The organism is Caulobacter mirabilis (assembly GCF_002749615.1).
In the GTDB taxonomy this organism is placed as follows: domain Bacteria; phylum Pseudomonadota; class Alphaproteobacteria; order Caulobacterales; family Caulobacteraceae; genus Caulobacter; species Caulobacter mirabilis.
Window position 1 is genome coordinate 667,926 of the sequence record NZ_CP024201.1, and the last position, 26,738, is coordinate 694,663.

Genomic DNA, 26,738 nt, shown 5'->3' on the forward strand with positions numbered 1-26,738 from the left:
GAGGCTCCCATGCGCGTCATCGACCTGATACCGACCCTGGCCGCGGCCTGCGCCGCGGGATTGCTGCTGACCGGCGCCGACCCCGCCCGGGCCATGGACAAGAAGGAGACCCCGCCGATGCGCGTCGCCGACGCCTACCCCCTGATCACCACCTCGGCCCTGGCCGCGACCCGGGACTTCCACGTCCGCCATCTGGGCGCGACGGTGGTGTTCGAGGCGAGCTGGTTCGTGATGCTGCAGCTGCCGGCGGAGGACGGCGGGCGGCCGTTCACGGTGGCCTACATGACGCCGGAGCATCCCTCGACCCCGCCGGGGCCGGAGGCCTTCGACGGCAAGGGCATGATCCTGACGCTGCAGGTGGCCAGCGCCGACAAGGCGCATACGGCCCTCAAGGCGGGCGGGGCGCCGATCGTCTACGGCCCCGCCGACGAACCCTGGGGCCAGCGCCGCTTCATGACCCGCGACCCGGCGGGCGTGCTGATCGACGTGGTCGAACAGACCCAGCCGCAGGCGGGGTTCTGGGAGCGGTACGGGGTGAAGGCCGACTGAGGGAGCGCCCCCTCAATCCGTCATCCTCGCGCTTGTCGCGAGGATGACGGGGGGAAGGGGTTTACCGCCCCTCTTCCCAGACGTTCAGCGGCTGGTGCTCTTCCTTGCGGATCACGAACCAGTAGCCGAGGGCGAACAGCACGATCCCGGTGAACAGCCCGCCGAAGAAGCCGCCGGGCGTGGCGAACCAGACGGTCAGGGCGGTGATGGTCGCGCCGAGCAGGACCATGCACCATCGCAGCAGCACGTTGAACGCATGGTAGGTGCGCTCGTGCGCCTGGAGTTCCGGATTGTGGGTGTCGTCGAAGTCGGCGTCCATGGCGTTCCTCCGCGAGGGACGGTCCCGGGACGCGCGCTCGGCCCCCGGGGCCTCACTGACGGAACGATGCTACGCCGTTTCCGGTTGCGCGGCGAGAGGCGCCGGCGGGCTACAGCCAGCGGGCCTTGCGGAAGCGCTGGTAGAGCAGGCCGCAGGCCAGGGCGATGGCCAGCAGGACCGCCGGATAGCCCAGCGGCTGGCGCAGCTCGGGCATGACGTCGAAGTTCATGCCGTAGATGCCGGCCACCGCCGTCGGCACCGCCAGGATGGCGGCCCAGGCGGCCAGCTTCTTGGTGGTGTCGGTCATCTCCACCGAGGCCAGCAGCATGTTCGACTCCAGCGCCGCCGACAGCAGCTCGCGCAGATCGTCGATGTCGTGGACCAGCTGGATCACATGGTCCTGGACGTCGCGCAGGTAGGGCCGCAGCTCCTCGCTGAACAGCGGCGTGTCGAACCGCATCAGCCGGCCGCATATCTCCTGCAGCGGGGCGATGGTCCGGCGCAGCTGCATCAGCTCGTAGCGCAGGTCGTAGGCGCGCTGGACGTCGGCGGTCTCGCCGCGGTGGGTGAAGACGGCCCGCTCGACCGCGTCGACCTCGGCCTCCAGCGCCTGCACGACCGGGGCGTAGCAGTCGACCACGAAGTCGAGCAGGGCGTAGACCACGAAGCCCTCGCCATGGACCAGGCCGGCCTCGGCGCGCTCGGCCCGCTCGCGGACCTGGACGTAGGGCGGCGACATGCCGTGGCGGACGGTGACCACATGGCCGCGGCCGGCGAAGACATGGGTCTCGCCGAAGTCGACGCAGGTCCCGTTCCACGCGGCGTTGCGCAGCACCAGGAACAGGCTGTCGCCATAGATCTCGACCTTGGGCCGCTGGTGCGCCTGGTGGGCGTCCTCGACGGCCAGGTCGTGCAGGGCGAAGCGCGACTGCGCCCGGCGCAGCAGCGCCTCGTCCGGTTCCTGCAGCCCGATCCAGACGAAGCCCTGGCGTTCGCCGTCGAAGGCCGCGTCGTCGTGGAGGTCGACCTCCTCCTGTCGCCGGCCGGAGCAGTAGCGCGCGCAGTTGATGATCATCGCCGGGCCTCCCGGTCCGGACCGCGCCGGACGTCGGGACCCGACTCTAGCCGCCGATGCGACAGTCCGATGACGGTCTTGGCTGTTGACGGCGCGCGCCATGCTGCCACCAGATGGCGGCAGGGCTGGCATAGCTTCCGCACACCAACAGGGAGACAGTGTCATGAGCATCAAGGACATCGCCGACGATTTCGCCGCCCTCTGCAAGGCGGGCGAGTTCGACGCGGCGGGCGCCAAATACTGGTCGGCCGACGTCGTCAGCATCGAGGCCCAGGAAGGCGACATGCAGCGCGCGGCCGGCCTCGACGCCGTCCGCGGCAAGGGCGAATGGTGGGCCGCCAATCACGAGATCCACGGCTTCGAGACCGAGGGCCCGTTCGTGAACGGCGACCAGTTCGCGATGATCTTCCGCATGGACGTGACCCAGAAAGCGTCCGGCCAGCGCGTCCAGATGGACGAGGTCGCGACCTACACCGTCAAGGGCGGCAAGATCGTCGAGGAACGGTTCTACTACTGAGGTGGAAGGGATGCGCGCCGCGACGCGGTGCGCATCCCCGACTTCCGTTTGGCGTCGAAGGGGGCGGGGTCGGCCATAGCGTGCGCCCTATTCCACGCAGGGCCCCTCGCGCGGGTGGCTAGCCGACGTTCTGCTCGCCGGTCACGAACCGCCATTTGGCCGAGGTGACCAGCGGCTCCAGGCTGAGCCGGCCGACGATCTGCTCCAGCAGGCGATCCTGGCGGTCGTCGGCGCGCACCGAGGCCTCGACCTCGACGCGGTTGCTGTCCTCTATGTTGACGCTTTCCAGCGCCTGGATGTGCAGGGACGACCCCAGATCCCGCAGCAGCAATGCGCGGATATGGGCCTCCACCTCGCCGTGGCAGACGATGCTGATGTCGTAGCGGCTCTCCAGTTCGGTGCTGCTCAGCGGCTGGCGCTCGATCATCTGCACCAGCGGCCGCAGCAGCAGGTTGACCGCGATAACGAAGCCCGCCGCGACGACGGCGTGCGGATAGAAGCCTGCGCCGCACATCGCCCCGATCGCCGCCGAGCACCAGAGGGTCGCGGCGGTGTTGAGGCCTCGGACGTTCAGCCCTTCCTTGAAGATGATCCCGGCGCCGAGGAAGCCGATCCCGGAGACGATCTGGGCCGCGACCCGGGTCGGACTGCCTTCGCCTGGGAAGAGACCCGCGAAGACCACGAAGGTCGCCGCTCCGATCGCGACGAGCGTGTTGGTGCGCAGGCCGGCCAGACGCTGGCGCCACTGGCGTTCGAATCCGATCAGGCCGCCCAGCAGAAAGGCCGCGCCCAGGCTCAACGCTGTATGAATGAGGCTCTCAAACATCGGACCATCCTCCCGGGAGGCGTTCTCGCAGTCGTATGCGAATGATTTTCGACGCCGCGGCGCGGAGCCGCGACGCCAGTTTCAAAAGGGCCAGCGTCTGGCGCCGACCGACAAGACCTCGCCAATGGAGACGAGCCGCCGTTCCAACCAGCAGCCGAGCCGCGCCCAGAAGCGCGGACGCCAGACGGAGCTCCAGATACGCGTGAAGCCGATGACGAAAGACGACCATGACCGCATCTCCGCCCCGCTCACTGGCCGCTCGCGGGGCTGAGTTCGGCCGCGACGGCCGCCCTCGCCCGGGGCGCCGCAACGAGCATGGCGGCGACCAGCGCCAGGTAGATGGCGACGAGGACCAGGCGGCTACGAGCCTGACCAAGCTTGGCTTGGAGACGCGCGCGACCGTCGGGCGCGCATGGGCGTGGATGGCGTTGCATGAGGCGCTCCGCTGAAACAGGGCGGAGCTCGGACGCTCAGGCGCCGCAGGGCTCCGCGGATGATGAGTGAAGGGGGCTTGCGCGCAGGCTCACGCCCGCGCTGCGTCTAGGTCCGTCGTCCATGGCGGCCTCCATCACGCGGGGTTGTCGAGGCTGAACAGGTCGGCCCCTTCGTCGTAGGCGAAGAGCTCGCCGTAGCGGCCCCACTGGATGACCGCCCTCAGGGTCTGCTCGGCATAGTCCTCGGACATGTAGTCCTCCAGTTCGTCGCGGAAACGGCGAGCCGGAGCCTGATGGGTCGGTCGGTCGTCGAGCACGCGCCGGACACGCCCCGCGAGCGGCACATAGGACAGCAGGTGCTGGGCGAAGAGCTGCTTCCGCTGATCCACCGTCGCCTCGACATAGCGACGCGCCGCGGGCAGCAGCCGCAGGTCGCCGCCCTCCAGTTCGGCGAAGCGCAGCAGCTGCAGAACCTCGGCGATCGGGAAGAGCTCGTCGGCCTCGTACCGCAGTTCGCCGGCGAGCTGGGGCAGATCGGCCTCGCCGTCGTACGGGGCGGCGGCCACGGCCTCCATCAGACCGGCCAGGGTGTTGGTCGACACGCGCGGCAGCACCATGCCGACGCCCGTCCCTGGGAACAGGCCTTCGCGAGGCTGGTCCGGCGTCGCCCGGGTCGTCATGCGGACGTAGATGTCCTCGACCAGGGCGCGGAACGCCGGATCCTGGCGATCACGTGGCTGCGGCAGCTCCACCTTGATCTCGGCCGTGACCCGGCCCGGGTTGGACGAGAACACCAGAATGCGGTCGCACATCAGCACCGCCTCCTCGATGTTGTGCGTGACCATCAGGATCGACTTGATCGGCATGCGGCCCTCCGACCACAGGTCGAGCAGGTCGGTGCGCAGGGTCTCGGCGGTCAGCACGTCCAAGGCGGAGAACGGCTCGTCCATCAGCAGTATCGAGGGATCGACGACGAGGGCGCGGGCCAGACCCACGCGCTGGCGCATGCCGCCGGACAGTTCCTTCGGATAGGCGTTCTCGAAGCCGTCCAGGCCGATCAGGTCGATGGCCGCCAGGGCGCGCCTGCGGCGCTCGGCCGGCGCGACCCGCTTGGCCTCCAGGCCGACCTCGACGTTCTGCTGCACCGTCAGCCAGGGAAAGAGCGCGAAGCTCTGGAAGACCATGCTGACCGTGGTCGCCGGTTCGTCTGGCCCGCGCGGGAAGGCGATCTCGCCGGAGGTGGGCGCGATCAGACCGGCGATGGAGCGCAGCAGGGTCGACTTGCCCGAGCCGGAGCGGCCGAGCAGGCCGACGATCTCGTTGTCGAACAGGGTCAGGTCGACGTCGTCGAGGACGAGGAGGTCGCCGCCCGCCTTGCCGTAGTGATGGCGGACGTTCCTCACTTCCACGAGGCGGCGTTCTTCGATGAGGGTCATGGCGATCTCCCTTAGTCGAGGCGAAGGCGGCGCTCGGCGAACCGGTACAGCGGCCGCCACAGGGCGCGGTTGAAGGCGATGACGAAGATGGACATGACCGCCACGCCCAGGGCGACGCGGGCGTAGTCGCCGGCGGCGGTCGCGTTGGCGATGAAGGAGCCGAGGCCCGCGGCCTCGAGACGCTTGCCGCCCCAGCTCACCGCTTCGGCGACGATGCTGGCGTTCCACGAGCCTCCGGAGGCGGTCAGCGCGCCGGTGACGTAGTAGGGGAAGATCCCCGGCAACCCGACCTGGCGCCACCATTGCCAGCCGCGCACGCCGAAGATGTTCGCGGCCTCCCTCAGGTCGCTCGGGATGGCGCTGGCCCCGGCGATGACGTTGAACAGGATGTACCACTGGGTCCCCAGCACCATCAGCGGCGAGAGCCAGATGTTGGGGTTCAGGTTGAGGCCGACGATCGCTGCGACCGCGAACGGGAAGAGGACGTTGGCCGGGAACGCCGCCAGGAACTGGGCGATCGGCTGCAGCCTTTCCGCCCAGGCCGGCCGCAGGCCGATCCAGACCCCGATCGGAACCCAGATCAGCGTCGCCAGGGCGATCAGGACGACCACCCGGACCAGGGTGGCCAGGCCGAGGCCGAAGGCGGTCAGGGCGTCGTCCCGGGTGAGGCTGGCGCTGACGAACGACCACAGAAGCCAGGTCGCGCCCAGGCCGGCGACCGCCACCACGGCGATCCAGAGGCCGTCCAAGGCGCGGCTCGCGGCCGGCGCCAGGCGCGCCTTGGGCAGGCGCGCGGCCGGCCAGTCGATGAGCGACATGGCCTTGGCGGGCCAGCTGAGCGGCGCCACGACGATGCGCGCCCAGCGCGTGCGGCGGACGAGGTCGTAGAGCCATGAGCCCGGCCGGCTCTGCGACGCCGTCTGCTCGAAGCGGAACTTGTCGGCCCAGGCGACGATCGGCCGGAAGACGAACTGGTCGTAGAGCACGATCACCACGGCCATGGCCCCGACGCCGATCGCCACCGCCTTCATGTTCTCCTGGGCGATCGCCAGCGAGAGCCAGGAGCCGATTCCCGGCAGGGTGACGGTGGTGTCGCCGACGGTGATGGCTTCCGAGGCCACGACGAAGAACCAGCCGCCGGACATCGACATCATGACGTTCCAGACCAGGCTCGGCGTGGCGAAGGGCAGCTCCAGCCGAACGAAGCGCCGCCAGGGCGAGAAGCCGAACTGGCGGCTGACTTCGTCCAGGTCGTTCGGGATCGTCCGCAGCGACTGGTAGAAGCTGAAGGCCATGTTCCAGGCCTGACTGGTGAAGATCGCGAAGATCGCCGCGCACTCGACCCCCAGCTGGCGACCGGGAAACAGTCCCATGAAGAAGGTGACGGTGAAGGTCAGGAAGCCGAGCACCGGCACCGACTGCAGGATGTCCAGCGCCGGTACGATGATCAGTTCGGCCTTGCGGCTCTTGGCGGCGAGCGTCGCCACCGTGAAGGTGAAGATCAGCGACGCGCCGAGCGCCAGGAACATGCGCATCGTCGTGCGAAGCGCGTACTCCGGCAGGCGGGCGGCGTCGAGCGTCACTGGGGCCTGCTTCAGCGCCGCCAGGGATTGGCTCATGTCCTCGGCGCCGCGCACGATCAGGATCGCGGCGGCGGCGAGCAGCAGGAACGCGATCAGGTCCGCCCAGGACGGGGCGATTCCGATGCGCAGGAACCGCGCGAACGGACGCGCGGACCTATGGTCTCCGGAGAGGAACACCATGGGGCTCTACCTCGTGAGGGGCCGCGAAGGCCGTCACGACAGGAGCCCGAAACCAGACCCTAGCGGGACGCCCTCAGCGGCGCGTTAGATCGACTGTGACTGTCGCTGGGCATGGGTTTGAGAGTTCCGTTGAAGGGCGGGCGTCCCGCGAGGAGGCGCCGACAGCGCGCCAATGATCCTCTGAGCCCAGCCTGTCAAGGCGCGTTGTTCGCCGATCCTGGGGGCGTCGAAGTCTAGCGGCCGGCACAGCTTGCCTTGGCCGACAACCGTGCCGATCCCGCCGCGCCCTCTTGGGCGGCGCGCCGTCGATCGGCCGCTCTTGGAAACCGGCCTCGGCAAGGGGCGCCCCGTCAGAAAGCGGTTGGCCTCAAAGGTTAACGCGCTATAAACACAACCATTCGTTGATCAAACAGGGAGCGGTCCGATGACCCAGTCCGTGAGTCGGCGTTTGGTGGTGGGGGGCGGCGCTGTGACGGCCCTCGGCGTGGCGGGCCTCGTGTCCGGCTGCGACAAGCTCGAAGACCTTTTCACCCAGATCCAGAACCGGCCGGTCCGCAAGAACGTGGCCACGCTGGACCCCAACGGGCCGGAGCTGACGGCCTACAAGGCGGCGGTCACGGCGATGCGCGGCCTCAGCGCGTCCGACAACCGCAACTGGACGAAGCAGGCGGAGATCCACCTGAACCACTGCCCGCACGGCAACTGGTTCTTCCTGTCCTGGCACCGGGCCTATCTGTACGCCTTCGAGGCGATCTGCCGGCAGATGTCCGGCGATACGACCTTCGCGCTGCCCTACTGGAACTGGCAGGCGCAGCCGAGCGTGCCGGCGCCGTTCTGGGTCGCGGGCTCGCCGCTGAACTACAGCCCGCGGTCGGCCACCCCGACCAGCGTCATCCCGCCGGGGATCACCGACCCGCCGACGATGGAGGACATCCAGTCGCTGACCGACTTCCAGTCCTACGCCAGCTACGCCTCGACCGCCCCGCGGGGCGGGACCGGCGGGGGCACGGGCGAGCTGGAAGGCACGCCGCACAACTCCGTGCACGGCTTCGTCGGCGGCACCATGGGCACCTACATGTCGCCGCTGGATCCGGTGTTCTGGACCCACCACTGCATGATCGACGCCTGCTGGGTCGACTGGAACATCCGTCGCGGCCACCAGAACACCAACGACCCGGTCTGGACCGGCTACACCTTCACCGACTTCTTCGACCGGGCCGGCGATCCGATGACGATCACCACCAGCCAGGTGCTGCTGATGCCGCTGCTCAACTACCGCTACGACGATCCGGTGATCGGCGAGCCGGGACCGGGCGAGCTGAAGGCGGCCATGCGGTCGAACGCCGACGCCCAGGCCCTGAAGAAGACCCTGGAGACCGGCGGGCCGTCGACCTTCAAGATCACCCAGCGGGTGCCGGTCGCGCAGGGGCTGGAGGTCAACACCGTCCGGCCGACCCAGGCGGCGGCGAAGCTGTCGACGGACGCCCTGACCGCCTCGCTGGACCGCCGCGAGCGGCTGTTCCTCAGCGTCGCGATCGCCAAGCCGCCGGCCGAGAACGACTTCTTCGTCCGGGTGTTCGTGGGCAAGCCCGACGCCACGGCGCAGACGCCGATCACCGACCCGCACTACGCCGGCAGCTTCGCCTTCTTCGGCGACGACGACGCGGCGGCGAACGCGCTCGGGGCGGGCCACGGCCAGCACATGACGGCCAAGCGCAACTTCATCGTCGGCATCGACTCGACGGCGGCGGCGCTGTCCAAGGCCGGAGCCCTGAAAGGCGGCGCCGAACTGCCGATCACCCTGGTGACCGTGCCGTTCGAGCCGCAGCGGGCCGTCAAATCCACGGGGTTCTCCGTGGGGCAGCTTGAACTTCTGGTCAGTCCGGAGCCAAGCTCCGAACCGGCCAAACAATGAGAAGGCGGCGGCCCTTCGGGGCCGCCGACCCCGGAATGACAGTCGCCGCCATCAGCCTGATCCTCGCCCTCGCGGCCGCCTGCGCGCCTGGAGCCGGCATGACGGAAAACATCCGCCTCAGTCTCGATCGGCCGGAGCGCGAGATGTCGGGGGCGCTGCCGCGTGCGATCGCGACCGCTTCGCCGCCGACGGCGACCCTGGTGGTGAACCGCATCGAGAACCCGGCCCGCCGCGCCTTCATCATCGAGGTGGAGCTGCGCCCGCCCGGCCGTCCGCCGGTGCGCCTGGGCGGGGCGGCGCCCTATCCTCCCGACCAGCGTGGTCGCTATGTGCTGACCTCGAAGGCGGGAACGCGGTTCATCGTCGGCTCCGACCTGTATGTGAGGCTGCGGCCGTTGAACCCGCGAGAGACCGGCGACATCGTCGTCGACCTGTCGATCACGGCCGGCGCGGCCCCTGAGCCGCGCTAGGGCGGTCGCCCATCGGCGAAAATAAGTCGCCGGCCCGCGACGGAAATCCCGCCGCCATGCATCGTACCCCTGATGGGGGAACCTTCGAACGGATGGCGCAGGATCGACGAGACGTGGTGGCGTGGGTCGGACAACAGGTGTTGCCGCACGAGGGCGACGTGCGGGCGTGGCTGCGCGGCCTGTCGGTCAGCGAGCATCAGGTCGACGATATCGTGCAGGAGGCCTACTGCCGCATCGCCGCGCTCGACAGCATCGCCCACATCGCCAGCGGCCGAGCCTATCTGTTCGGCGCCGCCCGGAACATCATGCTCGAGCAGATCCGCCGCTCGCGCATCGTGCGTTTCGAGACCATGAGCGAGATCGAACGGCTGGAGGCCGCCGACGGCCAACCCTCGCCCGAGCAGGCGGTTGACGGCCGCCGCCAGCTGGAACGGGTCAAGGCCCTGATCGCCGCCTTGCCGGACCGTTGCCGCCAGGTGTTCGAGCTGCGCCGGGTCCAGGGTCTGTCGCAGCGCGAGACCGCCGCCCGCCTGGGCGTGACCGAAAATGTCGTCGAGGCCCAGACCGCCCGCGGCCTGAAGCTGGTGCTCAAGGCTCTCGCCGACCCCGCCGACCAACCTGTAGAGACCCAGCATGTCCGACGCGTCCACCGCCCGTGAGATCGACGAGGCGGCGGCCGACTGGGCCGTCCGGCTCGACGCCGACCCGGCGCGCTATGCCGCGGCGGTCGAGACCTGGCTGGCGGGCGACCCGCGCCGCGCGGGCGCCCTGCTGCGGGCTCGAGCGGCGCTGAGTTTTATCGACGCGGCGGCGGATGGCGGCGGGGTCGCCACGCCGCGGCGGCGAGGGCCTTCACGGCGCGGGCTCCTGGCCGGGGGCGGACTGTTGGCGGCGGGACTGGCGGGACTGACGGTCTGGCGCGGCATGGGGGACCGCTACGACACCGGCCTGGGCGAGGTGCGGCGCGTGTCCTTGGCCGACGGCTCGACGACGACGATCAACACCCAGAGTGCGGTCGGGGTCAGCCTGGAGCCTGAGGTGCGTCGCGTCCGGCTGGCGCGGGGCGAGGCCTGGTTTCGCGTGGCCAAGGACGCGACGCGGCCGTTCGTGGTCGAGGCCGGCAATGCGCGGGTCCGTGCGGTCGGCACCGCCTTCTCCGTCCGTCGGCGCGACGACGGCGTCGAGGTCCTGGTCACCGAGGGCGTGGTCGAGGTCTGGCGGGCGGGCGCCGAGGTCTCGCGCTCCCGCGTCGCGGCCGGTGAGAAAGCCTATGTCTATGAAGAGCAGCCGGCTCAAGCCGTGCGCGCCGCGCCGAACGAGATCGAGGACGCCCTGGCCTGGCGACAGGGCCAGATCGTGCTGACCGGCACGACGCTGGCCGAGGCCGCCTCGGAGTTCAACCGCTACAACCACCGCAAGCTGGTCATCGATGAGCCCGACCTGGCCGGAGAGACCCTGGTCGGTCGCTTCCGCGCCGACGAGCCGGACAGCTTCGCCCGCGCCGCGGCCTCCACGCTCGGCGCCGCCGTGCGTGAGGACGGCGGGACGATCCACCTGTCCCGTAAACGACTGTATTGACAAATTTGTCAGCCGGCCGACGGAAATCGCCGGCCCGCGCATCGTCCCCCTTGAGACGCGAACAACGCGTCCGTCTAGTCACACAGGGGGAGACACCAATGAGGAGCGTACCTTCCGCGCGCGGTCGCGCCGCGCTGTTGGCCGCCACGGCCGTTGCGGCCTGCATCGCCGGCCCGGCCTGGGCTCAGGCCCGCGACTTCGCGATTCCAGCCCAGTCCGCGGTCACCGCCATTCCCGAGTTCGCGCGCCAAGCGGGCGTGCAGATCCTGGTCGCCGAGGGGGCCGTCCAGGGCGCCCGCACCTCGGCGGTGAACGGCAGCTACTCCGTCGAGGAGGGGCTGCGCCGGCTGCTGCTCGGCGCCGGGCTGGAGGTGGCCTCGAACGACGGCCGGACCATCACCCTGCGGAGGGCCTCGGTCCCCCAGGTCGTCAGCGCCGGGGAGGGCGCTGAACCCACCGCCGTCGACGAACTGATCGTCACCGCCCAGAAGAAGGAGGAGCGCCTCCAGGACGTGCCGATCGCCATCAGCGCCTTCAGTCAGCAGAGCCTGGAAGCCCAGAAGATCGAGGGCGGCTTCGACCTGGTGAAGGCCGTGCCGAACGTGACGTTCAGCAAGTCGAACTACTCCAGCTACAACTTCTCGATCCGTGGCATCGGCACCAAGGCCGTATCGGCGACCTCCGATCCCGGCGTGGCGATCAGCTTCAACAACGTCGCCCTGATCCGGAACCGGCTGTTCGAGCAGGAGTATTTCGACATCGAGCGGATCGAGGTGCTGCGTGGGCCGCAAGGCACCCTGTACGGGCGCAACGCCACCGGCGGCGTGGTCAACATGATCACCGCGAAACCCGAATTCGACACCTTCCACGGTTCGATCAAGGCGGAGGTCGGCAACTACGACAGCCGGCGGCTGGTGGGCACGGTCAACGTGCCGCTGGGCGACATGCTGGCGGTCCGGCTGGCGGGATCGTCGACGGAGCGAAGCGGCTACGGAACCAATCTGGCGACGGGTGAGGATGTCGATGGCCGGGACCTCTGGTCCAGTCGCCTGTCGGTGAGCTTCGAGCCGGCCGACTGGTTTCGCGCCGACTTCATCTGGGAGCACTTCGAGGAAGGCGACAACCGCCTACGGACCGGCAAGCAGCTCTGCCACCGCGACGAGGGGCCCGAAAGCGTGCCGGGCGTCGATACTCTCAGCGTCCTGGTTCGCGGCCGCCTGAGCCAGGGCTGCAAGCCGGGCTCGCTCTACAGCAAGGACGCGTTCGGAGCGCCGAACGGGCTCAGCATTCCGTTCGTGATCGCGGCGCAGATGGTCGCGCAACTGGGCTTCACGCAGCCGGAGTACCTGCCCGACGATACGTACAATCCCAATGCCGTGCTCGTGCCGTTCATGAAGCCGGGCATCGATCCGTACGGCGTCGAACAGTCGCGCGACCTGCGCACGATCTCCTCGATACACGACGCCGACTATCGGGCGAGCGCGGACATCCTGGCGCTCAACGTCGATATTGACCTCACCGACAGCCTGACCCTTACGTCCCAGACGCTGTATAACGAGGACAAGGTCTATTCCTTCCAGGACTACAATCGGTTCGCGACCGTCCCGACGTTCAACAGTTCCGCCGGCCTGTACAATTTCTATTGCGCGTCGGGGTTCCAGCACATGCCGGAATACAACTGTTCCGCGCCGGAAGGACTCTCGACCATGATGCCCGGCGGGATCTTCACGGACCCGCAGATCGGGCCGGCCAATACGCTTTCGGGCTTCGAAATCTCGTCGAGCGAGAGCCAGCAGTACTCTCAGGATTTCAGGCTGCAATCCAGCTTCTCGGGTCCGCTGAATTTTTCGATCGGAGCGAACTACACCGAGTTCAAGGGGCAGAACGACTACTACCTGTTCTTCAACGTGGTGACCCTGCTGGCTCAGGGGTTCTACAATCGATCCCCGATCATGGGCGGCTGCGCCGGCGGGAGCGACGGCCTCGCGGGTCCGGAAGGTTCGGGCGCCGGGGGCGGCTGCATGATCGTCGACCCCAATCCGATCGGGAAACTGGACGGCGACGGCCACAACTACTTCCGCAACAAGAACCCCTACAAGCTCGAGTCCAAGGCGGTGTTCGGCGAGCTCTACTGGCAGGCCGCGTCCAATCTGAAGATCACCGGCGGCCTGCGCTTCACCGACGACCGCAAGTCGTTCACGCCTTGGCGCAGCCAGCTGCTGGTCATGGGCTTCAACTATGGGCCGGGCGATCCGGTCAACCAGCGCTGGACCGAGGTCACCGGCCGTCTGGGCCTGGACTGGCGCCCGGAGCTGTCCTTCACCGACGACACGATGGTCTATGCCTTCTATTCGCACGGCTACAAGGGCGGCGGCGCCAATCCGCCGACCGCCGTGCCGATCGACCAGAGTCTCGTCGTCGCCGAGCATCCCGCGGTGTTCAAGCCCGAGTTCATCGACGCCTTCGAGATCGGGGCCAAGAACACCCTGCTGGGCGGTTCGCTGATGCTCAACGCGTCGGCCTTCTACTACGACTACGCGGACTATCAGGTGTCCAAGGTCGTCGACCGCACCATCGTCAACGAGAATTTCGACGCCAAGGTGTGGGGCTTCGAACTGGAGAGCGTGTGGCGACCGACGGAAAGCCTGCGGCTCAACGCCACCGTCGGCTACCTCGACACCCGGATCAGCGACGGCGAGCAGTCGATCGACATCTTCGACCGGACCCAGGGCCGAGACGGCTGGATGGTGATGACGCCCTGGATCCAGCAGACCTCGAACTGCGTCCTGCCGACCGAGGTGGTCGCCTTCGTCGTCAACGCGCCGCTTCTTCCGCCACGGTATGCGGCCTTTTCGCCGCTGTTCCAGGCTTGCAAGGTATGGGCCGACGAGACCGGGCTGCCGGGCCTGTTCAATCGCGCTGACTATCCCGAGGCCAACAACGGCGCCGGGTTCGCGGCCGACCTGTCCGGCAACGAGCTGCCCAACGCGCCGCATTGGACGTTCGCGGTCGGCGCCGAGTACCGCTGGACCTTCGGGGACGGAGCCTGGGAAGCCACGCTGCGCGGCGACTACTACCGCCAGACCGACAGCTTCGCCCGCGTCTACAACACCGTCTCCGACCGGCTGCGCGGCTGGGACAACGCCAACTTCTCGCTGCGCATCGCCCGGCCCGCCGACGACCTGACGTTCGAGATCTACGCCAAGAACGTCTTCGACGAGACGCCCATCACCGACGCCTTCCTGAACAGCGACTCCACCGGGATGACGACCAACGTCTTCACGCTGGATCCCCGGCTGATCGGCGTGTCGGTGACCAAGGGCTTCTGACCCGGGTCCTCACCTCGGTCCCACGCCGAACCTCTCTCGGCGATCTGGGCGGCGGCTCACCCTCGGGCCGCCGCCCCTCTTTGTTTTCCTTGCATGCCGCGATCGCCGGTTCGATCGTGGGACCGTGACGGCGTTTCGCGCGTTGGCGTGGGACAGGCTTGCAAGGGGCGTGGATGGCCAGGGCAGCGACAGGAACCACTCCGCCCGGCCGACCATCGACGCCGGGACGTGGGACCCAGCGCGACCTGACCCAGGGACCCGTGACCCGGACCCTGCTGCTGTTCTCGCTGCCCGTGCTCGGCGGCAACGTGCTGCAGTCCCTGAACGGCAGCGTGAACCAGTTCTGGGTCAGCCACTCGCTCGGCGTCACCGCCATCACCGCCATCGGCAACGCCAACATCGTCATGATGCTGCTGCTGGGGGTCGTCTTCGGCGTCAGCATGGCGGCCAACATCCTGGTCGCCCAGAATGTCGGCAAGGACGACCTGCCGATGGTCAAACGGGTGATGGGGACCTCGATCACCTTCTTCGCCGCCCTGGCCACGGCGGTGGCGGCGCTGGGCTATGTGACCTCGCCCTACATCCTGGCGGCCATGGGCACGCCGCACGAGGCGGTCGAGAGCGCCGAGATCTATCTGCGCATCGTCTTCCTGGCGATGCCGTTCATGTACTTCTTCGCCTTCCTTCAGATGGCGCAGCGCGGGGCGGGGGACTCGCGGACGCCCTTCTATTTCATGCTGTTGGCCGTGGCGCTGGACATCGTCCTGAACCCGCTGCTGATCAACGGCTACGGCCCGTTTCCGCGGCTCGGCGTGGCGGGGTCGGGCTGGTCGACCTTCATCTCCCAGGGCTTCAGCCTCGCCTGCCTGGTGACCGCGCTCTACCTGCGGCGCAGCCCGCTGGCGCTCCATCGCGAGGAGCTGAAGCTGCTCTTGCCCGATCCGGAGATCCTCAAGGCCCTGGTCGTGCGCGGCCTGCCGATGGGCCTGCAGATGCTGGTCATCTCCGGCGCGGCGATGGTGATGATCGGCATGGTCAACAGCTACGGCTCGGTGATGGCCGCCGCCTATACCGCCGCCTCCCAGGTCTGGACCTATGTCCAGATGCCGGCGATGGCGCTGGGCGCGGCGATCTCGTCGATGGCGGCGCAGAACGTTGGGGCTCAGCGCTGGGACCGGGTCGATCGCATCGCCCGCTCCGGCGTGATCTGCGGGCTGGTCGCCACCGGGGCGACGGCGGCGATCATCTACCTTCTGGGCGACATCACCCTGCGGATCTTCCTGCCGGCCGACAGCGCGGCGCTGCCGCTGGCGCACCACATCAACGACCGGGTGCTGTGGGGTTTCGTGCTGTTCAGCATCTCGTTCAGCCTGTCGGGCGTGGTCCGCGCGACGGGGGCGGTCTGGGGCCCGCTCGTGATCCTGTTCGTCGCCATGTACGTGGTCCGCATCCCGTTCGCGACGGCGCTCATGCCCAGCTGGGGCGCGGACGCGATCTGGTGGAGCTTCCCGCTGGGGATCATCGCCTCCAGCCTGATGAACATCGCCTTCTACCTGCACGGAGGCTGGAAGAAGGCCCGGATGGTGGCGCCGCCGCATCCGACCGGCGTCGCGCCCGACGCCGGCCAGGCGCCCCCCGCCGTCGACAAGACCGAACGCGAGCCGGCGACGACGGCCGGCTGACCAGACAGGAAGGGAAAGCGCATGAAGACCGAGCATATCGAGTACGAGGCCGACGGCGTCCGCATGGTCGGGACCCTGACCGTCGACAACCGCCACGCCGAGAAGCGCCCCGGCGTTCTGGTCATCCACGAAGCCGGCGGTTTGAGCGACCATGCCCGCGGCGTCGCCGAGCGGCTGGCGGCCCTGAACTACGTCGCCTTCGCCATGGACTATTTCGGCGACGGCAAGGCGCCATCCGACTGGTCGAAAATCGCGGAACAGTTGGAGACCTGGCGGGCCGACCCGACCGGCATCCGCGCGCGAGGCCTGGCCGCGCTGGAGGTGCTGAAGGCCCAGCCCGAGACCGACGTCACGAAGCTGGCGGCGATCGGCTACTGCTTCGGCGGAACCACGGCGCTGGAGCTCGGTCGGGCGGGCGCCGACCTGAAGGCCATCGTCGGCTTCCACTCCGGCCTCCAGACGGCCCGGCCGCAGGACGCCGCCAACATCAAGGGCAAGGTGCTTGTGGCGATCGGGACCGCCGACCCGATCATTCCGCCGGAGCAGCGCGCGGCCTTCGAGGCCGAGATGACCGCCGCCGACGTCGATTGGCGCATGACCCTCTACGGCGGCGTCGGCCACAGCTTCACCAACCCGGCGGTGGACGCCCTGAACCGGCCGGGGCTGAAGTACGACCAACAGGCGGACCATCGCGCCTGGCGGGCGATGATCGACCTGTTCGACGAGACCCTGGCCTAGCGGACGACGGAGCGGCGGCGATGGCGACGACCGGCACCAAGGACAGCGCCAGGATCGTGGTCTACGCCGCCCTGGCCGGGAACCTGGCCATCGCGGCGGTCAAGTACGTCGCCTTCCTGCTGACCGGCTCGTCGGCGATGCTGACCGAGGCCATCCACTCCACGGTCGACACCGGCAACCAGGGCCTGCTGCTCTACGGCATGGCCAGGGCGCGCAAGCCGCCCAGCCCCAGCCACCCGTTCGGCTACGGCATGGAGCTGTACTTCTGGTCGTTCGTCGTCGCCCTGATGATCTTCGCCCTGGGCGGGGCCTTCTCGATCTATGAGGGGATCCACAAGATCCGGCATCCCGAGCCGATCGAGAACGCCTGGATCAACTTCGTCGTCCTGGGCCTGGCCATCCTGTTCGAGGGGCTGTCCTTCACCGTCGCCTGGAAGGAGTTCAAGGTCGTCCGCAAGGGCGCGCCGTTCCTGCGCTCGCTGCTGGTCAGCAAGGATCCGTCGATCTTCGCCGTGCTGCTCGAGGATGGGGCCGCGCTGGCCGGGCTGGTCATCGCCCTGCTCGGGGTCACCGGCGCGACGGTCCTGGGCCTGCCCTGGGCGGACGGCGCCGCCTCGATCGGCATCGGGCTGCTGCTGGTGGCCGTAGCCGTCTTCCTGGCCAACGAGACCCGCAGCCTGCTGACCGGCGAATCCGCCTCGCCGGCCATCGTCCAGGCGGTCAAGGACGCCCTGAACGCCGACCCGCGCATCGAGAGCGTCGCCGAGGTGCTGAGCATGCACCTTGGCCCGCAGGAGATCCTGCTCGGCGTCACCCTAGACTACCGCGACGACCTGACCGCCGTGGAGATCGAGGAGGCGGGCGATCAGTTCGCCGACGTCATCCGCGGCATCGACCCGCGCATCACGCGGGTCTTCGTCCGCTCCGGCCGGGCGAGGGCGGCCTATCTGCGCCCTCTGCCCGAGCCGCAGGTCTGAGCCCCTAGCGACAGGTCTCGCCGGAGACGGGGTTGCAGCGGAAGCCGTCCGCGAAGGGCTTCACCGCATAGTCGTTGGCGAAGATGTTCGGGGCCCAGGGATAGTCGGTCGAGACGATCTGGGCGCCGCTGGCCAGGGCGGCGTCGCGTCGCTTCACATCGTTGGTCCGGGCTTCGTAGGTGTCGATGTCGCTGCGGGACCGGACCAGGCGGCCGCTTTTGACCAGGGCGCGGATGTCGTCTCCGCGGGTCAGGGCGTTGTCCACCATCGCGAAGGCGGCGTGGGCCATGCCGGGTTCGCCCTGAACGAAGGCCATGCGGCCCTCGAGGTTGGGGCGGCCGTCGAGGTAGGGCTTGAACGCCGCCAGGTTCATGCCGGGCACGATCATCAGGAAGACGAACTTGCCGCGCGACTGCCCGACCGTCGGCCAGTCGCCGGCCAGCGCCGCCTTCTCGAGGGTTTCGTGACGGCCGCGCAGGTCGTCGGGCGTCACCACCTTGTCCCGCCCGATGATCTCGATGATCGAGGCGTCCAGCTCGGCGAAGGCCTTGGCGTCGAACGGATCGAGCTTGGTCGCGCCGGGCACGGCGTCGCCCAGGCCGCCGAACTTCGGCTCCAGCAGGACGAACACCGGCGAGTGACCGGGATTGGCGTCCGACCAGCCGCGCATCTGCTGAAGGCACAGGCGGAAGGTCGGGCAGCTGCTGCGGAAGTCCAGGTCGGCCATGTGCAGCGTCTTCAGGCCAGGCTGCTTCAAGGCGTCCGCATAGAGCGGCGCCAAGTCCTTCGCGCCCTGTTCGCGCAGCAGCCGGTAGGCGAGCGGGTTGGAGAACCGGCCGCCCTCATGGTCGACGTTGAGGTCGAACTCCAGGCTGCGCAGGCCGGCGCGCAGCTGCATCTCGACCGGCGGATGGACGTACTCGAGGCCGGCCTGGATGTCGGCCCCGAGCGGGTTGGGATGCTCGTCGGCGAACCGCGCCGCCATCGCCGGCGGCATCATCTTCATCATGCCGTCCATGAACGGCTGCAGCCGCGGCTTCATCACCGCGAAGACGCGCGGGTCGGCCGGCTGGCTGTAGCTGTTGTGGGTGCCCACCACCTGGATCTGGTTCAGCTTCAGGTCGTCGCCGGGCGCGGCCAGGGCGGCGCCGGCGACGGACGCCAGCGCCAGGGCGGAAAGGCTGTTCCTCAGTCTGCGCATCGTTCCTTCTCCGGGCTCTAGCGGGTGATGCGCAGGCGGACGCCGATCATGCGCGGGGTGGCGCGGATCGAGGTCGGGACGCCGAAGAACTTGCCGCCGTTGCCGACGTCGCGGACCCAGTCCTGGTCCAGCAGGTTCTCGGCATAGGCTTCGACGAGGAGCCCGTCGGCGCTCTCGGCGCCCAGGCGCAGGTCGACCAGGCCGAAGGCCTTCTGCGCCTCGCTCTCCAGGTTGTCGTTGTTGAGATAGTACTTCGACCGCCAGGCGTAGTTGGCGTTCACGAATCCGTCCCAGCCGTCGAACAAGGGGCGGCGGTAGTCGGCGCTGACCGAGACGGTGTGTTCGGGGGCCATCCGGAACACGTTGCCGGACCGGTCGATCAGCTTGCCGCCGACGACCTCGCGGAACTCGTCATACCGGGTGTTCAGGTAGGCGTAGGCGCCCGACAGGGTCAGTTCCGGCGTGACCTTGAGGCCGCCGTTCAACTCGACGCCCCAGGCCGAGGCCTTGCCGGCGTTGACCACGCCCAGGGTGAGGTCGACCGCGCGGGTCTGGAAGTCGTTGTAGTCGTAGGTGAAGGCGGTCGCCTCGAAGTAGAGGCGATCCAGGACCGTGCCCTTGGCGCCGATCTCGAAGTTGACCACCTCCTCGGTCTTGACCTCGCCGAAGACGGGCGTCGGCTTGCCCGCGGCCGGGGCGCCGAAGGTGGTCTGCGGGTAGCCGGCCTTCAGGCCGCGCGAGACGCCGGCATAGACGTTGATCTGGTCGCTGAGGCGATAGGTGACGGCGATCCGGGGTTGGACCATGTCGTAGTCGCGACTGTTCGAGAACTCCTGGCCCAGGGAGTAGGACAGCCCGTTCGGCAGGGCGATTGGCGCGACGCCGTCCACCGTGGTCACGAGCGAAGCGTTGCGGACCGTCGCCTCGTCGCGGGTGAAGCGGACGCCCGCGTCCACCACGATGCGATTGGTCAGATCGTAGCCGCCGTTGATGTAGGCCGACCAGCTCTTGCGGTTGTTGCGGGTGCTGGAGAGCGTCGAGTTGCCCTTCGTCACCGGCAGGACCAGGCTCGTGCCCGGCACGGGGAAGCGGGTCACAGGGGTGGTGTTTCGCGGGAAGCCGGCCAGCAGCAGCTGTTCGTTGATCACGAACTCCGACTGGTTGAACGTGCGGTCCTGGTAGTAGCTGACGCCGCCGACCGCTCGGAAGGCGCCGCCCTGGTCGTAGGCCAGCCGGAACTCCTGGCTCAGGATGCTCTGGTCGTCGGCCAGGTTGCGGCCGATCAGGAACTCGTAGGTCGTGCCGTCGACGTCCCAGGACTCGGAGAAGTCCACCTCGCGCCAGGCGCTGATCGACTTGAAGGTCCAGCCGTCGGTGAAATCCCAGTCGCTCAACAGGGTCACGCCGGTCTGGCGGCGCTTCTGCGGCGGCTGGTAGCGGTTCTGGCCGGCGTCGCTGAACCAGCCGGTATCGCCGCCCGGCGAGGCGATGTTGATCGCCTTGGTCGCGGCGGCCGAGTCGTTGTCGGCCTGGTGGTCGAGGATGAGGTCGAACGCCAGGTCCGGCGTCGGCGTCCAGCGCAGCGAGGCGCGCGCTGCCCACAGGTCGTCGTCGTTCAGCGGCTTGCCGCCGGCGATGTTGTCGACGAAGCCTTCCCGCTCGCGGCGGCGGACCGCGACGCGCAGGCCCAGCGTGTCGTCGACGAGCGGGGCGTTGAACACGCCGGTGACGCTGTAGAGGTTGTAGGAGCCGTACTGTCCTTCCAGGGACCAGGCCGTCCGCGTCAGGTCCGGCCGGCGGGTGACCACGGCGACCGCGCCGATCTGGGAGCCGCGGCCGTAGAGGGTGCCCTGCGGTCCCTTGGCGACCTCGACGCGCTCGATGTCGAACAGTTCCTTGAGCATCCCGCGCGAGCGGCTGGTGTCGACGTCGTTCAGGAAGAAGGAGATGCTCGGCTCCGACACCGCGCCGGCGTTGCCGGCCTCGATGCCGCGCATCACGAAACTGGCCGACGAGTCGGTCTGCTGCTGAACGAAGAAGCCGGGGGTCCGGGTCGACAGGCGTTCGAAGTCGGTGAAGTTCTGCTGCTCCAAAGCCGCTGCGCCGAAGGCGGCGATCGAGATCGGCACGTCCTTCAGCTTCTGTTCGCGCTTCTGGGCGGTGACGATCACCTCCTCGACGGCGGCCGGATCGGCCGCCGTGGCTTGAGCGAACGCTTGTTCAGTCGCGACGGCGCTGACGCCGATGGCGAGAAGCGCCCGCAAGGTTTGGCGGCGCGCTTGCGCGGTCTTGAGCATCTGTCATCCCCTGTGGCTCGGACCGGCGCCTTCTAGTGGGCCCGCGAGAGTCTCGGGAAAACAGTTGTGCGAAATTTTCGCGACGGTTTTTCTGCGAAAATGCCGCCCTACAGAACGATTGTTCAGCTCCCCAGGCCGAGGGTCCAGTCCACGATGTCGCCGCCCCGGCGGGGGTTCGCCGGCGGCGCCGGCCAGCAGGATGGCGCCCATCCGCGCCACGGAGGCGGTCTGGGCGGCGCAGAGATCGACCTCGATGTTCAGCCGTTCGGACGCCCGCCATCGCAGGTTCTCGCCACGCAGGCGGCGGAGGTCGACGGCGAACGGCCGCAGGTCCGGCTCGCGCGCGGCGGCGAGGGCGATGGAGACCGTGCCTCGGACCACGAAGGCCTCCATCTCGGCGGGATCGGGTCTTGGCGCCAGACGCCCCTGGGCGACGCGGTAGATCACCGTCAGGCCTGCGCGCAGCAGGTCCAGCCGCGTGCGGAAGTGATAGGCCACCGAGGAGGCGGGTGTGTCAGCCTGCTCGCCGACAGCGCGGTGCGTCACGCCGTCCGCGCCGCGCGCCACGATCAACTCGCCCGCCGCCAGCGCGATGGCCAGCGCGCGGCCGGCATAGGGCTCCTGCGCGCTCGGGGTCGGCAGGGCCACCGCCGGGTCCAGCCGGCGCACCATTGTTTCGAAGAAGGTCGGGTCGGACAGGCCCAGGTTGACGCCCCGGCTCGCCAGCCGTTCGAGGGTCATCCGACGGAGCAGCCGGTAGTCGGGATCGTCGGACTGGACGAGGCTGTGCGCGGTCTCGTCCGTGACATAGCCCATCGCGGCCTCGGCCCAGGCTTTCGGTGTTTCTGCTCGCCCCTCGAACAGCGCGCGCCAGAACGCGCGGCGAGCGGCGATCCAGGGCGCCGCCAGGTCCCTGACCTCGACGTCGTTGACGGCGGCCAGGAGCAGTTCGCACCAGATCAGGCTGGTTGTCCTGGCCGAGCCCGCGGCCTCGTCGAGATAGGCCTCCAGGAGGGCGGCGATCGCGGCCGGCTCGAGACGCGGCAGATCCGCGAACCGCGCGGCGAAGGCGGCGTGACGCGCCGCGTCGGCCTCCCGCTCCGCCGCCACGAGTCGCTCGATGAGGGCGCGCTTGGAGCCGAAGTGATAGGTCAGCGCCGCGACCGTCGCGCCGCTCGCCTCGGCCAGCGGCCGGAAGGTGAGGTCGCGAAAGCCGCCGGTCGCGAGCCGATCGCGCGCCGCCTCCAGGATGCGGTCCGCCGGAGCAGCGTTCGTCGTCTCGGCCTCGCTCATGGGATGCGGAACTCTCCAGCTCGACCGGACTTGGGCCAAGCCATACTCCTGTGCACAAGAGCCGGCCGACAGCAATGCGTCCGGCGGGGAACGGCCCGGACGGCCGCGCCCCGCGCACGAGGTTCCGGAGGCTTGGCGGCCTACTGAGTCGCCTCGAAGGTCAGGCTGTGGCTGTAGCTGCGGTAGGGCGTTTCCGAGCCTGCCGGGGCCGGGCCGCGGTGCCGGACCAGGGTCATGTAGGTCCCTGCGTCGGGCGCGGTCAGGCTGAAGCGACCGGCCGGGTCGGTCGTCACGGGCTCCAGGGCCTTGCGGCCGTCGTAGACGCCGGCCGAGCGGTAGACCTCCACGCGGGCGCCGGCCAGCGGCTTGCCGTCGTAGAGCAGCTCGAACTTGGCGGCCTCGCCGGCGAAGATGCGGTTGGGGTGGGTGATCGGGCGCAGCTCAAGCCCCTTGCCCGAGGGCGACAGCACGGCGTCCGTGGGCTCGCCCTTGCTGACATAGACCTCGGCCACGGTCACGCTCTGGACGTCGACCTGTTCGACGCCTGCCGGGGTGGGGCCGCCTTCGCCGACCATCAGCCACTGGCCGTCGGCGGCCTTGTACATCTTGGCCTTGCGGCCCATCCGGACGCCCGAGGAGATGCGGTAGGCGCCGGCCTTGGGCGTCTCGACTTCGAACACGGCCAGGTCGCGCAGGTAGGTCACCTTGGTGATCGGGGTCACGCCGTCGGCGCCGCGGACCGACCAAGCGTCCGACTTCATCACCACGTCGGGAATGAAGGCGTCCTCGGTGAATCCGGCCTGCACCGTCACATGATCGCGGCCGGTGAGCTCGAACTGGCCGGGCAGGAGATAGGGCATGTGCGCCCAGGCGCTCGCGGGGGCGGCCAGCAGCACCGCGCAGGCGGCGGCGATCAGGCGGGTTCGGTTGGTCATGTCCAGGCTCCCACGGGGCGGGAGCCCCAACGCTCGCCTTTTAGATGCGATCAGTTCGCATTAGCAAGAATGAACGGCGCGACAGGAGAGGCCCGCGGCGGCCTCTCCTGATCGATCGAGCCTCAGCCGCCGAGCAGCGCCTTCACCGCCGCGTCGAGCTGAGCGTCCTTGGCGTCGCCGAGCGGACGGTCGACGTCGATGTCCACCGGCCGCGGGTTCAGCTCCATGTTCTGGCCGCGCAGGTCTTCCACCCGGATGAAGGGCAGGCGCACCGTCGAACCGTCGATCAGCTCCCGGCCGCCGGTGTAGATGATCCAGCCGGCTGTCGGCTTGCCGACCACCTTGCCCAGGCCCAGCGAGCGGTAGCCTTCGGTGAAGTCCTCGGCGTCCGACAGCGAGGACTCGTTGATCACCAGGACGGTCGGCAGGCCCAGGGCCCGCTGGCCCAGGTTCTGGCGGCTGGGCACGGGGAACCGGTCGCGCGCGGTCATCATCAGGTAGTTGCGGCGCGTGAACACGTCGAGCGCATGGCCGTTGACGTAGCCGCCGTTGTTGTTGCGCAGGTCGATGACCACGCCCCGCTTGCCCTGGTTCTCCGCGTCGAGGTCGATGTAGAGCTGCGCCAGCGACGAATCGCCCATGTCGGCGATGTGGACGTAGCCCAGCTTGCCGCCGCTGACGCGATCGACATAGGCGCGGCGGTCGTTGACCCACTGGCGGTAGAGCAGGCCCGTGGCCACCGAGCCGGAGACCGGGCGGACGACGGCTTCGCGGGTCTTCGACGGATCGCCGGCGGCGCCGATGGTCAGGCTGACGCGCTTGCCGGCCTGGCCGCGCAGCAGCCGGTCCAGGTTCACGCCGGCGCCCAGACGCTCGCCGTTGACCGCGACCAGGGTCTCGCCCGGCTTGATGCTGCCCTCGACCGCGGCCGGCCCCAGGACGACCACCTCGCGGATCACCAGCCCCTTGCCCGCTTCGTACGCCTCGCGGTCGAAGCGCAGGCCGAGGTCGCCGTTGCGCGCCGGCGGCTGGCCGGCGTCGTCGGGGCCGCGCATGCCGGTGTGCGAGGCGTTCAGCTCGCCGATCATCAGATTGAGGTTGCGGCGCAGCTCGTCGCCGGTCCGCGCGCCGGCGACATACGGTTGCCAGGTTTCACGCAGGGCCTTCCAGTTCCGGCCGTGGAACTTAGGATCGTAGAAGCCGCGGTCGAGAATGCCCCAGGCTTGGTCGAAGACGACCTGTTTCTCGGCGTCGAAGTCGACCTCCATCTCGGCGTTGACCGTCAGCGGTTTGGGCCGCGGCAGCGCGAGCGTGATGGAATTGATCGACCCGCTTTCCAGATAGAAGACGGTCTTGGAGTCCGGCGTGAAGGCGGCGTCGCCCTTGCGCTTGCGGGTCGAGGTCAGCTGGACCGGGGCCGGCGGTTCCTTGGCCAGTTCGTCCAGGCTGTAGCTGTAGAGGTTCGTCGCCCCGGCGGCGTTGGCGGTGAACACCAGGGTCTTGCCGTCGGGACTGATGGTCGGCAGGCCGACGTTCAGGCCCAGCGGCAGGAACGAGGCCCGTTCGCGGATCCCCTCGAACACGATCCGCACCGGTTCGACCTTCTTGGACCTGGCCGGCTTGTCGCCTTTGTCGCCCTTGTCCGTCTCGGCCTCGTCGGCGGGGGCTTCGGGCTTGTCCTCGGTCGGGGGCTCCGGCTGGGAGGCGGGCTTGGCCGGGCCGTCCGGCTTGAACAGGTCGCGGAAAGCGTCCTCGCGGTACTTCGGCGTGTTCGGCAGCAGGTCGATGCGCAGCATCTTGGCGTCTTCGCTGCGTTGGCCGGTGTCGGTGAGGATGAATTTCCCGTCCGGCGACCAGACGATCTTGCCGCCGGTCTGGCCGTTCGCGAGGAAGCTGATCGGGCGCGCCTCGCCCCCCGCGGCCGGGACGACGTAGACGTTGTCGAAGGCCCTGCGGTCGGTGACGGCGAACGCCAGCCACCGGCTGTCCGGCGACCACGACGGCGCATTGTCCTCGAAACCGCCCAGGGCGCCGTCGAACAGCAGGACGTCGCGCAGAACACGGCGATCCTCGCCCAGGGTGATCACGCGCAGCTGCCGACCGTCGCGGATGTAGGCGATCGCCTTGCCGTCGGGGGCGTAGGCCGGGGCGGTGTTGCGGCCGCCGCCGCTGGTCAGGGCGCGCTCCGCGTCGCGGCCGAAGTCGTACTCGAAGACGTCCGCCGCCAGGCCGCGTTCCGAGACATAGGCCAGGCGCTTGCTGTCCGGCGACCAGACCGGGTCGCGCTCGATCCCCGGCGTGCGGGTCACGCGCTGCGCCGCGCCGCCGTCCTTGGTGGTGGTGGCGAAGATCTCGCCGTGCGCCGTCACGGCGACCTTCTTGCCGTCGGGCGACAGGGTCATGCCGTTGAAGCTGGTCAGGTTCAGCCGGGTCTCGCCGGCCGCCGCCGGCGCGCCCTGCAGCGTGATCGGCAGGCGGGTGGCCTGGCCCGTGGCCGGGTCCAGCGACCAGATGGCGAAGTCGCGCTCGAAGACGATGGTCCGGCCGTCATAGGCGATGGTTGGCCACATCAGGCGGCCGTCGGTGAAGCGGGTGACCTTCTCCGGCGCGCCGCCCAGCGGCAGGCGCCAGAGGTTCTCCGATCCGCCTTCGTCGCTCATGTAGTAGAGCGTGCGGCCGTCGGGGGTCCACATCGGCCAGGCCCGCCGGGCGCCGGACGGCAGCAGCCGCTGGTAGGCGCCGCCTTCGGAGACGGCCTTCAGCCACAGCTCGCTCTGGTCGATGTGCGAGCTGCCGTTCCGCCACCACTGGCGATTGCTGATGCCGCGCGCGACCAGGGCGACCGATTTGCCGTCGGGCGAGGGGGCGCCCTGGAACTCGTTCAGGAAGCGCTCGCGACTGACCTCCAGCGGCGTGCCGCCGGTCGCGGCGACGCGGAAGATGTCGCCCTGGCCCGCCACGTCGTTGGCGCCGGAGGTGAAGTAGATCCACTTGCCGTCGCGCGACCAGCCGTCCAGCGCCTCGCTGGCGTCGGCGTAGGTGAGGCGGGTCACCGCGCCCGTGGCCAGGGTCAGGACATAGATGTTGGCCGACCCGGCCCGCGTCGAGACGAAGGCGAGCTGCCGGCCGTCGGGGGAGTAGAGCGGCCGGGACTCGGTGGCGGCATGGGTGACCAGCAGGCGCGCCTGGCCGCCCTTGGCGGGGACGGTCCAGATGTCGCCGCCGGAGACGAAAGCCAGCTCCGCGCCGTTCGGCGACAGGGCGGGCTCGCTCAGCGACGGCGCCGACGCCGGCGCCGCCGCGGCGACCCCGGCCCAGCCGCCGGCGATGGCCGCGACCGACAGCGCGCCCAACAGGACCCTGAACCTCATGAAAACCCCCGACGACAGACGCGTGACAAGGCG

At 69.2% G+C, this 26,738-nt stretch carries 21 protein-coding genes; 10 read left to right on the forward strand and 11 right to left on the reverse strand.

What is annotated here, in order from left to right:
- Window positions 1–9 precede the first annotated feature (9 nt).
- Entirely contained in the window at window positions 10–549 is a 540-nt protein-coding gene (locus CSW64_RS03260) for a VOC family protein (protein WP_216361225.1), read from the forward strand.
- A 61-nt stretch (window positions 550–610) separates the two neighbouring features.
- Here the strand turns inward: CSW64_RS03260 and CSW64_RS03265 are convergent, their stop codons facing one another.
- Both CSW64_RS03265 and CSW64_RS03270 read right to left on the reverse strand, forming a co-directional pair.
- Window positions 611–868, reverse strand: a complete 258-nt coding sequence (locus CSW64_RS03265; protein ID WP_099620753.1) for a hypothetical protein — start codon at window positions 866–868, stop codon at window positions 611–613.
- Between the two features lie 109 nt (window positions 869–977).
- A complete protein-coding gene (locus CSW64_RS03270) occupies window positions 978–1,943 on the reverse strand; it encodes a magnesium and cobalt transport protein CorA (protein WP_172448443.1) in 966 nt (321 codons plus the stop codon).
- Window positions 1,944–2,106: 163 nt separating this feature from the next.
- On the opposite strand from CSW64_RS03270, the gene CSW64_RS03275 reads away from it, so the two are divergent.
- Entirely contained in the window at window positions 2,107–2,460 is a 354-nt protein-coding gene (locus tag CSW64_RS03275; protein ID WP_099620755.1) for a nuclear transport factor 2 family protein, read from the forward strand.
- Window positions 2,461–2,578: 118 nt separating this feature from the next.
- On the opposite strand, the gene CSW64_RS03280 is transcribed toward CSW64_RS03275, so the two are convergent.
- From CSW64_RS03280 to CSW64_RS03295, 4 genes are all read right to left on the reverse strand, one after another.
- Window positions 2,579–3,286 (reverse strand): MgtC/SapB family protein, encoded by a 708-nt coding sequence (locus CSW64_RS03280; RefSeq protein ID WP_099620756.1) that lies wholly within the window; start codon window positions 3,284–3,286, stop codon window positions 2,579–2,581.
- Between the two features lie 248 nt (window positions 3,287–3,534).
- Window positions 3,535–3,720 carry a hypothetical protein gene (locus CSW64_RS21745; protein ID WP_150131317.1) on the reverse strand — a complete coding sequence of 62 codons (186 nt, stop codon included), beginning with the start codon at window positions 3,718–3,720 and terminating at the stop codon, window positions 3,535–3,537.
- Window positions 3,721–3,854: 134 nt separating this feature from the next.
- Window positions 3,855–5,156 (reverse strand): ABC transporter ATP-binding protein, encoded by a 1,302-nt coding sequence (locus CSW64_RS03290; RefSeq protein ID WP_099620758.1) that lies wholly within the window; start codon window positions 5,154–5,156, stop codon window positions 3,855–3,857.
- Window positions 5,157–5,167: 11 nt separating this feature from the next.
- Window positions 5,168–6,919 carry an ABC transporter permease gene (locus CSW64_RS03295; protein WP_099620759.1) on the reverse strand — a complete coding sequence of 584 codons (1,752 nt, stop codon included), beginning with the start codon at window positions 6,917–6,919 and terminating at the stop codon, window positions 5,168–5,170.
- A gap of 424 nt (window positions 6,920–7,343) precedes the next feature.
- Here CSW64_RS03295 and CSW64_RS03300 point away from each other — a divergent pair, with 424 nt between their 5' ends.
- The 8 genes from CSW64_RS03300 (at window position 7,344) to CSW64_RS03335 (ending at window position 17,608) form a co-directional block, all read left to right on the forward strand.
- Window positions 7,344–8,834 (forward strand): tyrosinase family protein, encoded by a 1,491-nt coding sequence (locus tag CSW64_RS03300; protein WP_150131318.1) that lies wholly within the window; start codon window positions 7,344–7,346, stop codon window positions 8,832–8,834.
- 35 nt (window positions 8,835–8,869) lie between these two features.
- Window positions 8,870–9,304: a hypothetical protein gene (locus tag CSW64_RS03305; protein WP_099620761.1), complete on the forward strand. Its 435-nt coding sequence runs from the start codon at window positions 8,870–8,872 to the stop codon at window positions 9,302–9,304.
- 56 nt (window positions 9,305–9,360) lie between these two features.
- Window positions 9,361–9,963, forward strand: a complete 603-nt coding sequence (locus tag CSW64_RS03310) for an RNA polymerase sigma factor (RefSeq protein WP_245863817.1) — start codon at window positions 9,361–9,363, stop codon at window positions 9,961–9,963.
- Window positions 9,938–10,882, forward strand: a complete 945-nt coding sequence (locus CSW64_RS03315) for a FecR family protein (protein WP_099620763.1) — start codon at window positions 9,938–9,940, stop codon at window positions 10,880–10,882. Before CSW64_RS03310 ends, CSW64_RS03315 begins: the two co-directional genes overlap by 26 nt.
- 98 nt (window positions 10,883–10,980) lie before the next feature.
- Complete coding sequence (locus CSW64_RS03320; RefSeq protein ID WP_099620764.1) at window positions 10,981–14,211, forward strand: TonB-dependent receptor; 3,231 nt, start codon at window positions 10,981–10,983, stop codon at window positions 14,209–14,211.
- 173 nt (window positions 14,212–14,384) lie between these two features.
- Entirely contained in the window at window positions 14,385–15,893 is a 1,509-nt protein-coding gene (locus CSW64_RS03325) for an MATE family efflux transporter (protein WP_099620765.1), read from the forward strand.
- A 21-nt stretch (window positions 15,894–15,914) separates the two neighbouring features.
- Window positions 15,915–16,631, forward strand: a complete 717-nt coding sequence (locus CSW64_RS03330; RefSeq protein WP_099620766.1) for a dienelactone hydrolase family protein — start codon at window positions 15,915–15,917, stop codon at window positions 16,629–16,631.
- A 20-nt stretch (window positions 16,632–16,651) separates the two neighbouring features.
- Window positions 16,652–17,608 carry a cation diffusion facilitator family transporter gene (locus tag CSW64_RS03335; protein WP_099620767.1) on the forward strand — a complete coding sequence of 319 codons (957 nt, stop codon included), beginning with the start codon at window positions 16,652–16,654 and terminating at the stop codon, window positions 17,606–17,608.
- 4 nt (window positions 17,609–17,612) lie between these two features.
- Here CSW64_RS03335 and CSW64_RS03340 read toward each other — a convergent pair whose 3' ends face one another.
- From CSW64_RS03340 to CSW64_RS03360, 5 genes are all read right to left on the reverse strand, one after another.
- Window positions 17,613–18,809, reverse strand: coding sequence for a Ca2+-dependent phosphoinositide-specific phospholipase C (locus tag CSW64_RS03340; RefSeq protein WP_099620768.1), 1,197 nt, complete (start codon window positions 18,807–18,809; stop codon window positions 17,613–17,615).
- A gap of 17 nt (window positions 18,810–18,826) precedes the next feature.
- Complete coding sequence (locus CSW64_RS03345; protein WP_099620769.1) at window positions 18,827–21,106, reverse strand: TonB-dependent receptor; 2,280 nt, start codon at window positions 21,104–21,106, stop codon at window positions 18,827–18,829.
- Between the two features lie 3 nt (window positions 21,107–21,109).
- Window positions 21,110–22,399, reverse strand: coding sequence for a TetR family transcriptional regulator (locus tag CSW64_RS03350; RefSeq protein ID WP_099620770.1), 1,290 nt, complete (start codon window positions 22,397–22,399; stop codon window positions 21,110–21,112).
- Between the two features lie 140 nt (window positions 22,400–22,539).
- A complete protein-coding gene (locus CSW64_RS03355) occupies window positions 22,540–23,334 on the reverse strand; it encodes a DUF4198 domain-containing protein (protein ID WP_099620771.1) in 795 nt (264 codons plus the stop codon).
- 122 nt (window positions 23,335–23,456) lie between these two features.
- Complete coding sequence (locus tag CSW64_RS03360; protein WP_099620772.1) at window positions 23,457–26,705, reverse strand: S41 family peptidase; 3,249 nt, start codon at window positions 26,703–26,705, stop codon at window positions 23,457–23,459.
- Window positions 26,706–26,738 lie beyond the last annotated feature (33 nt).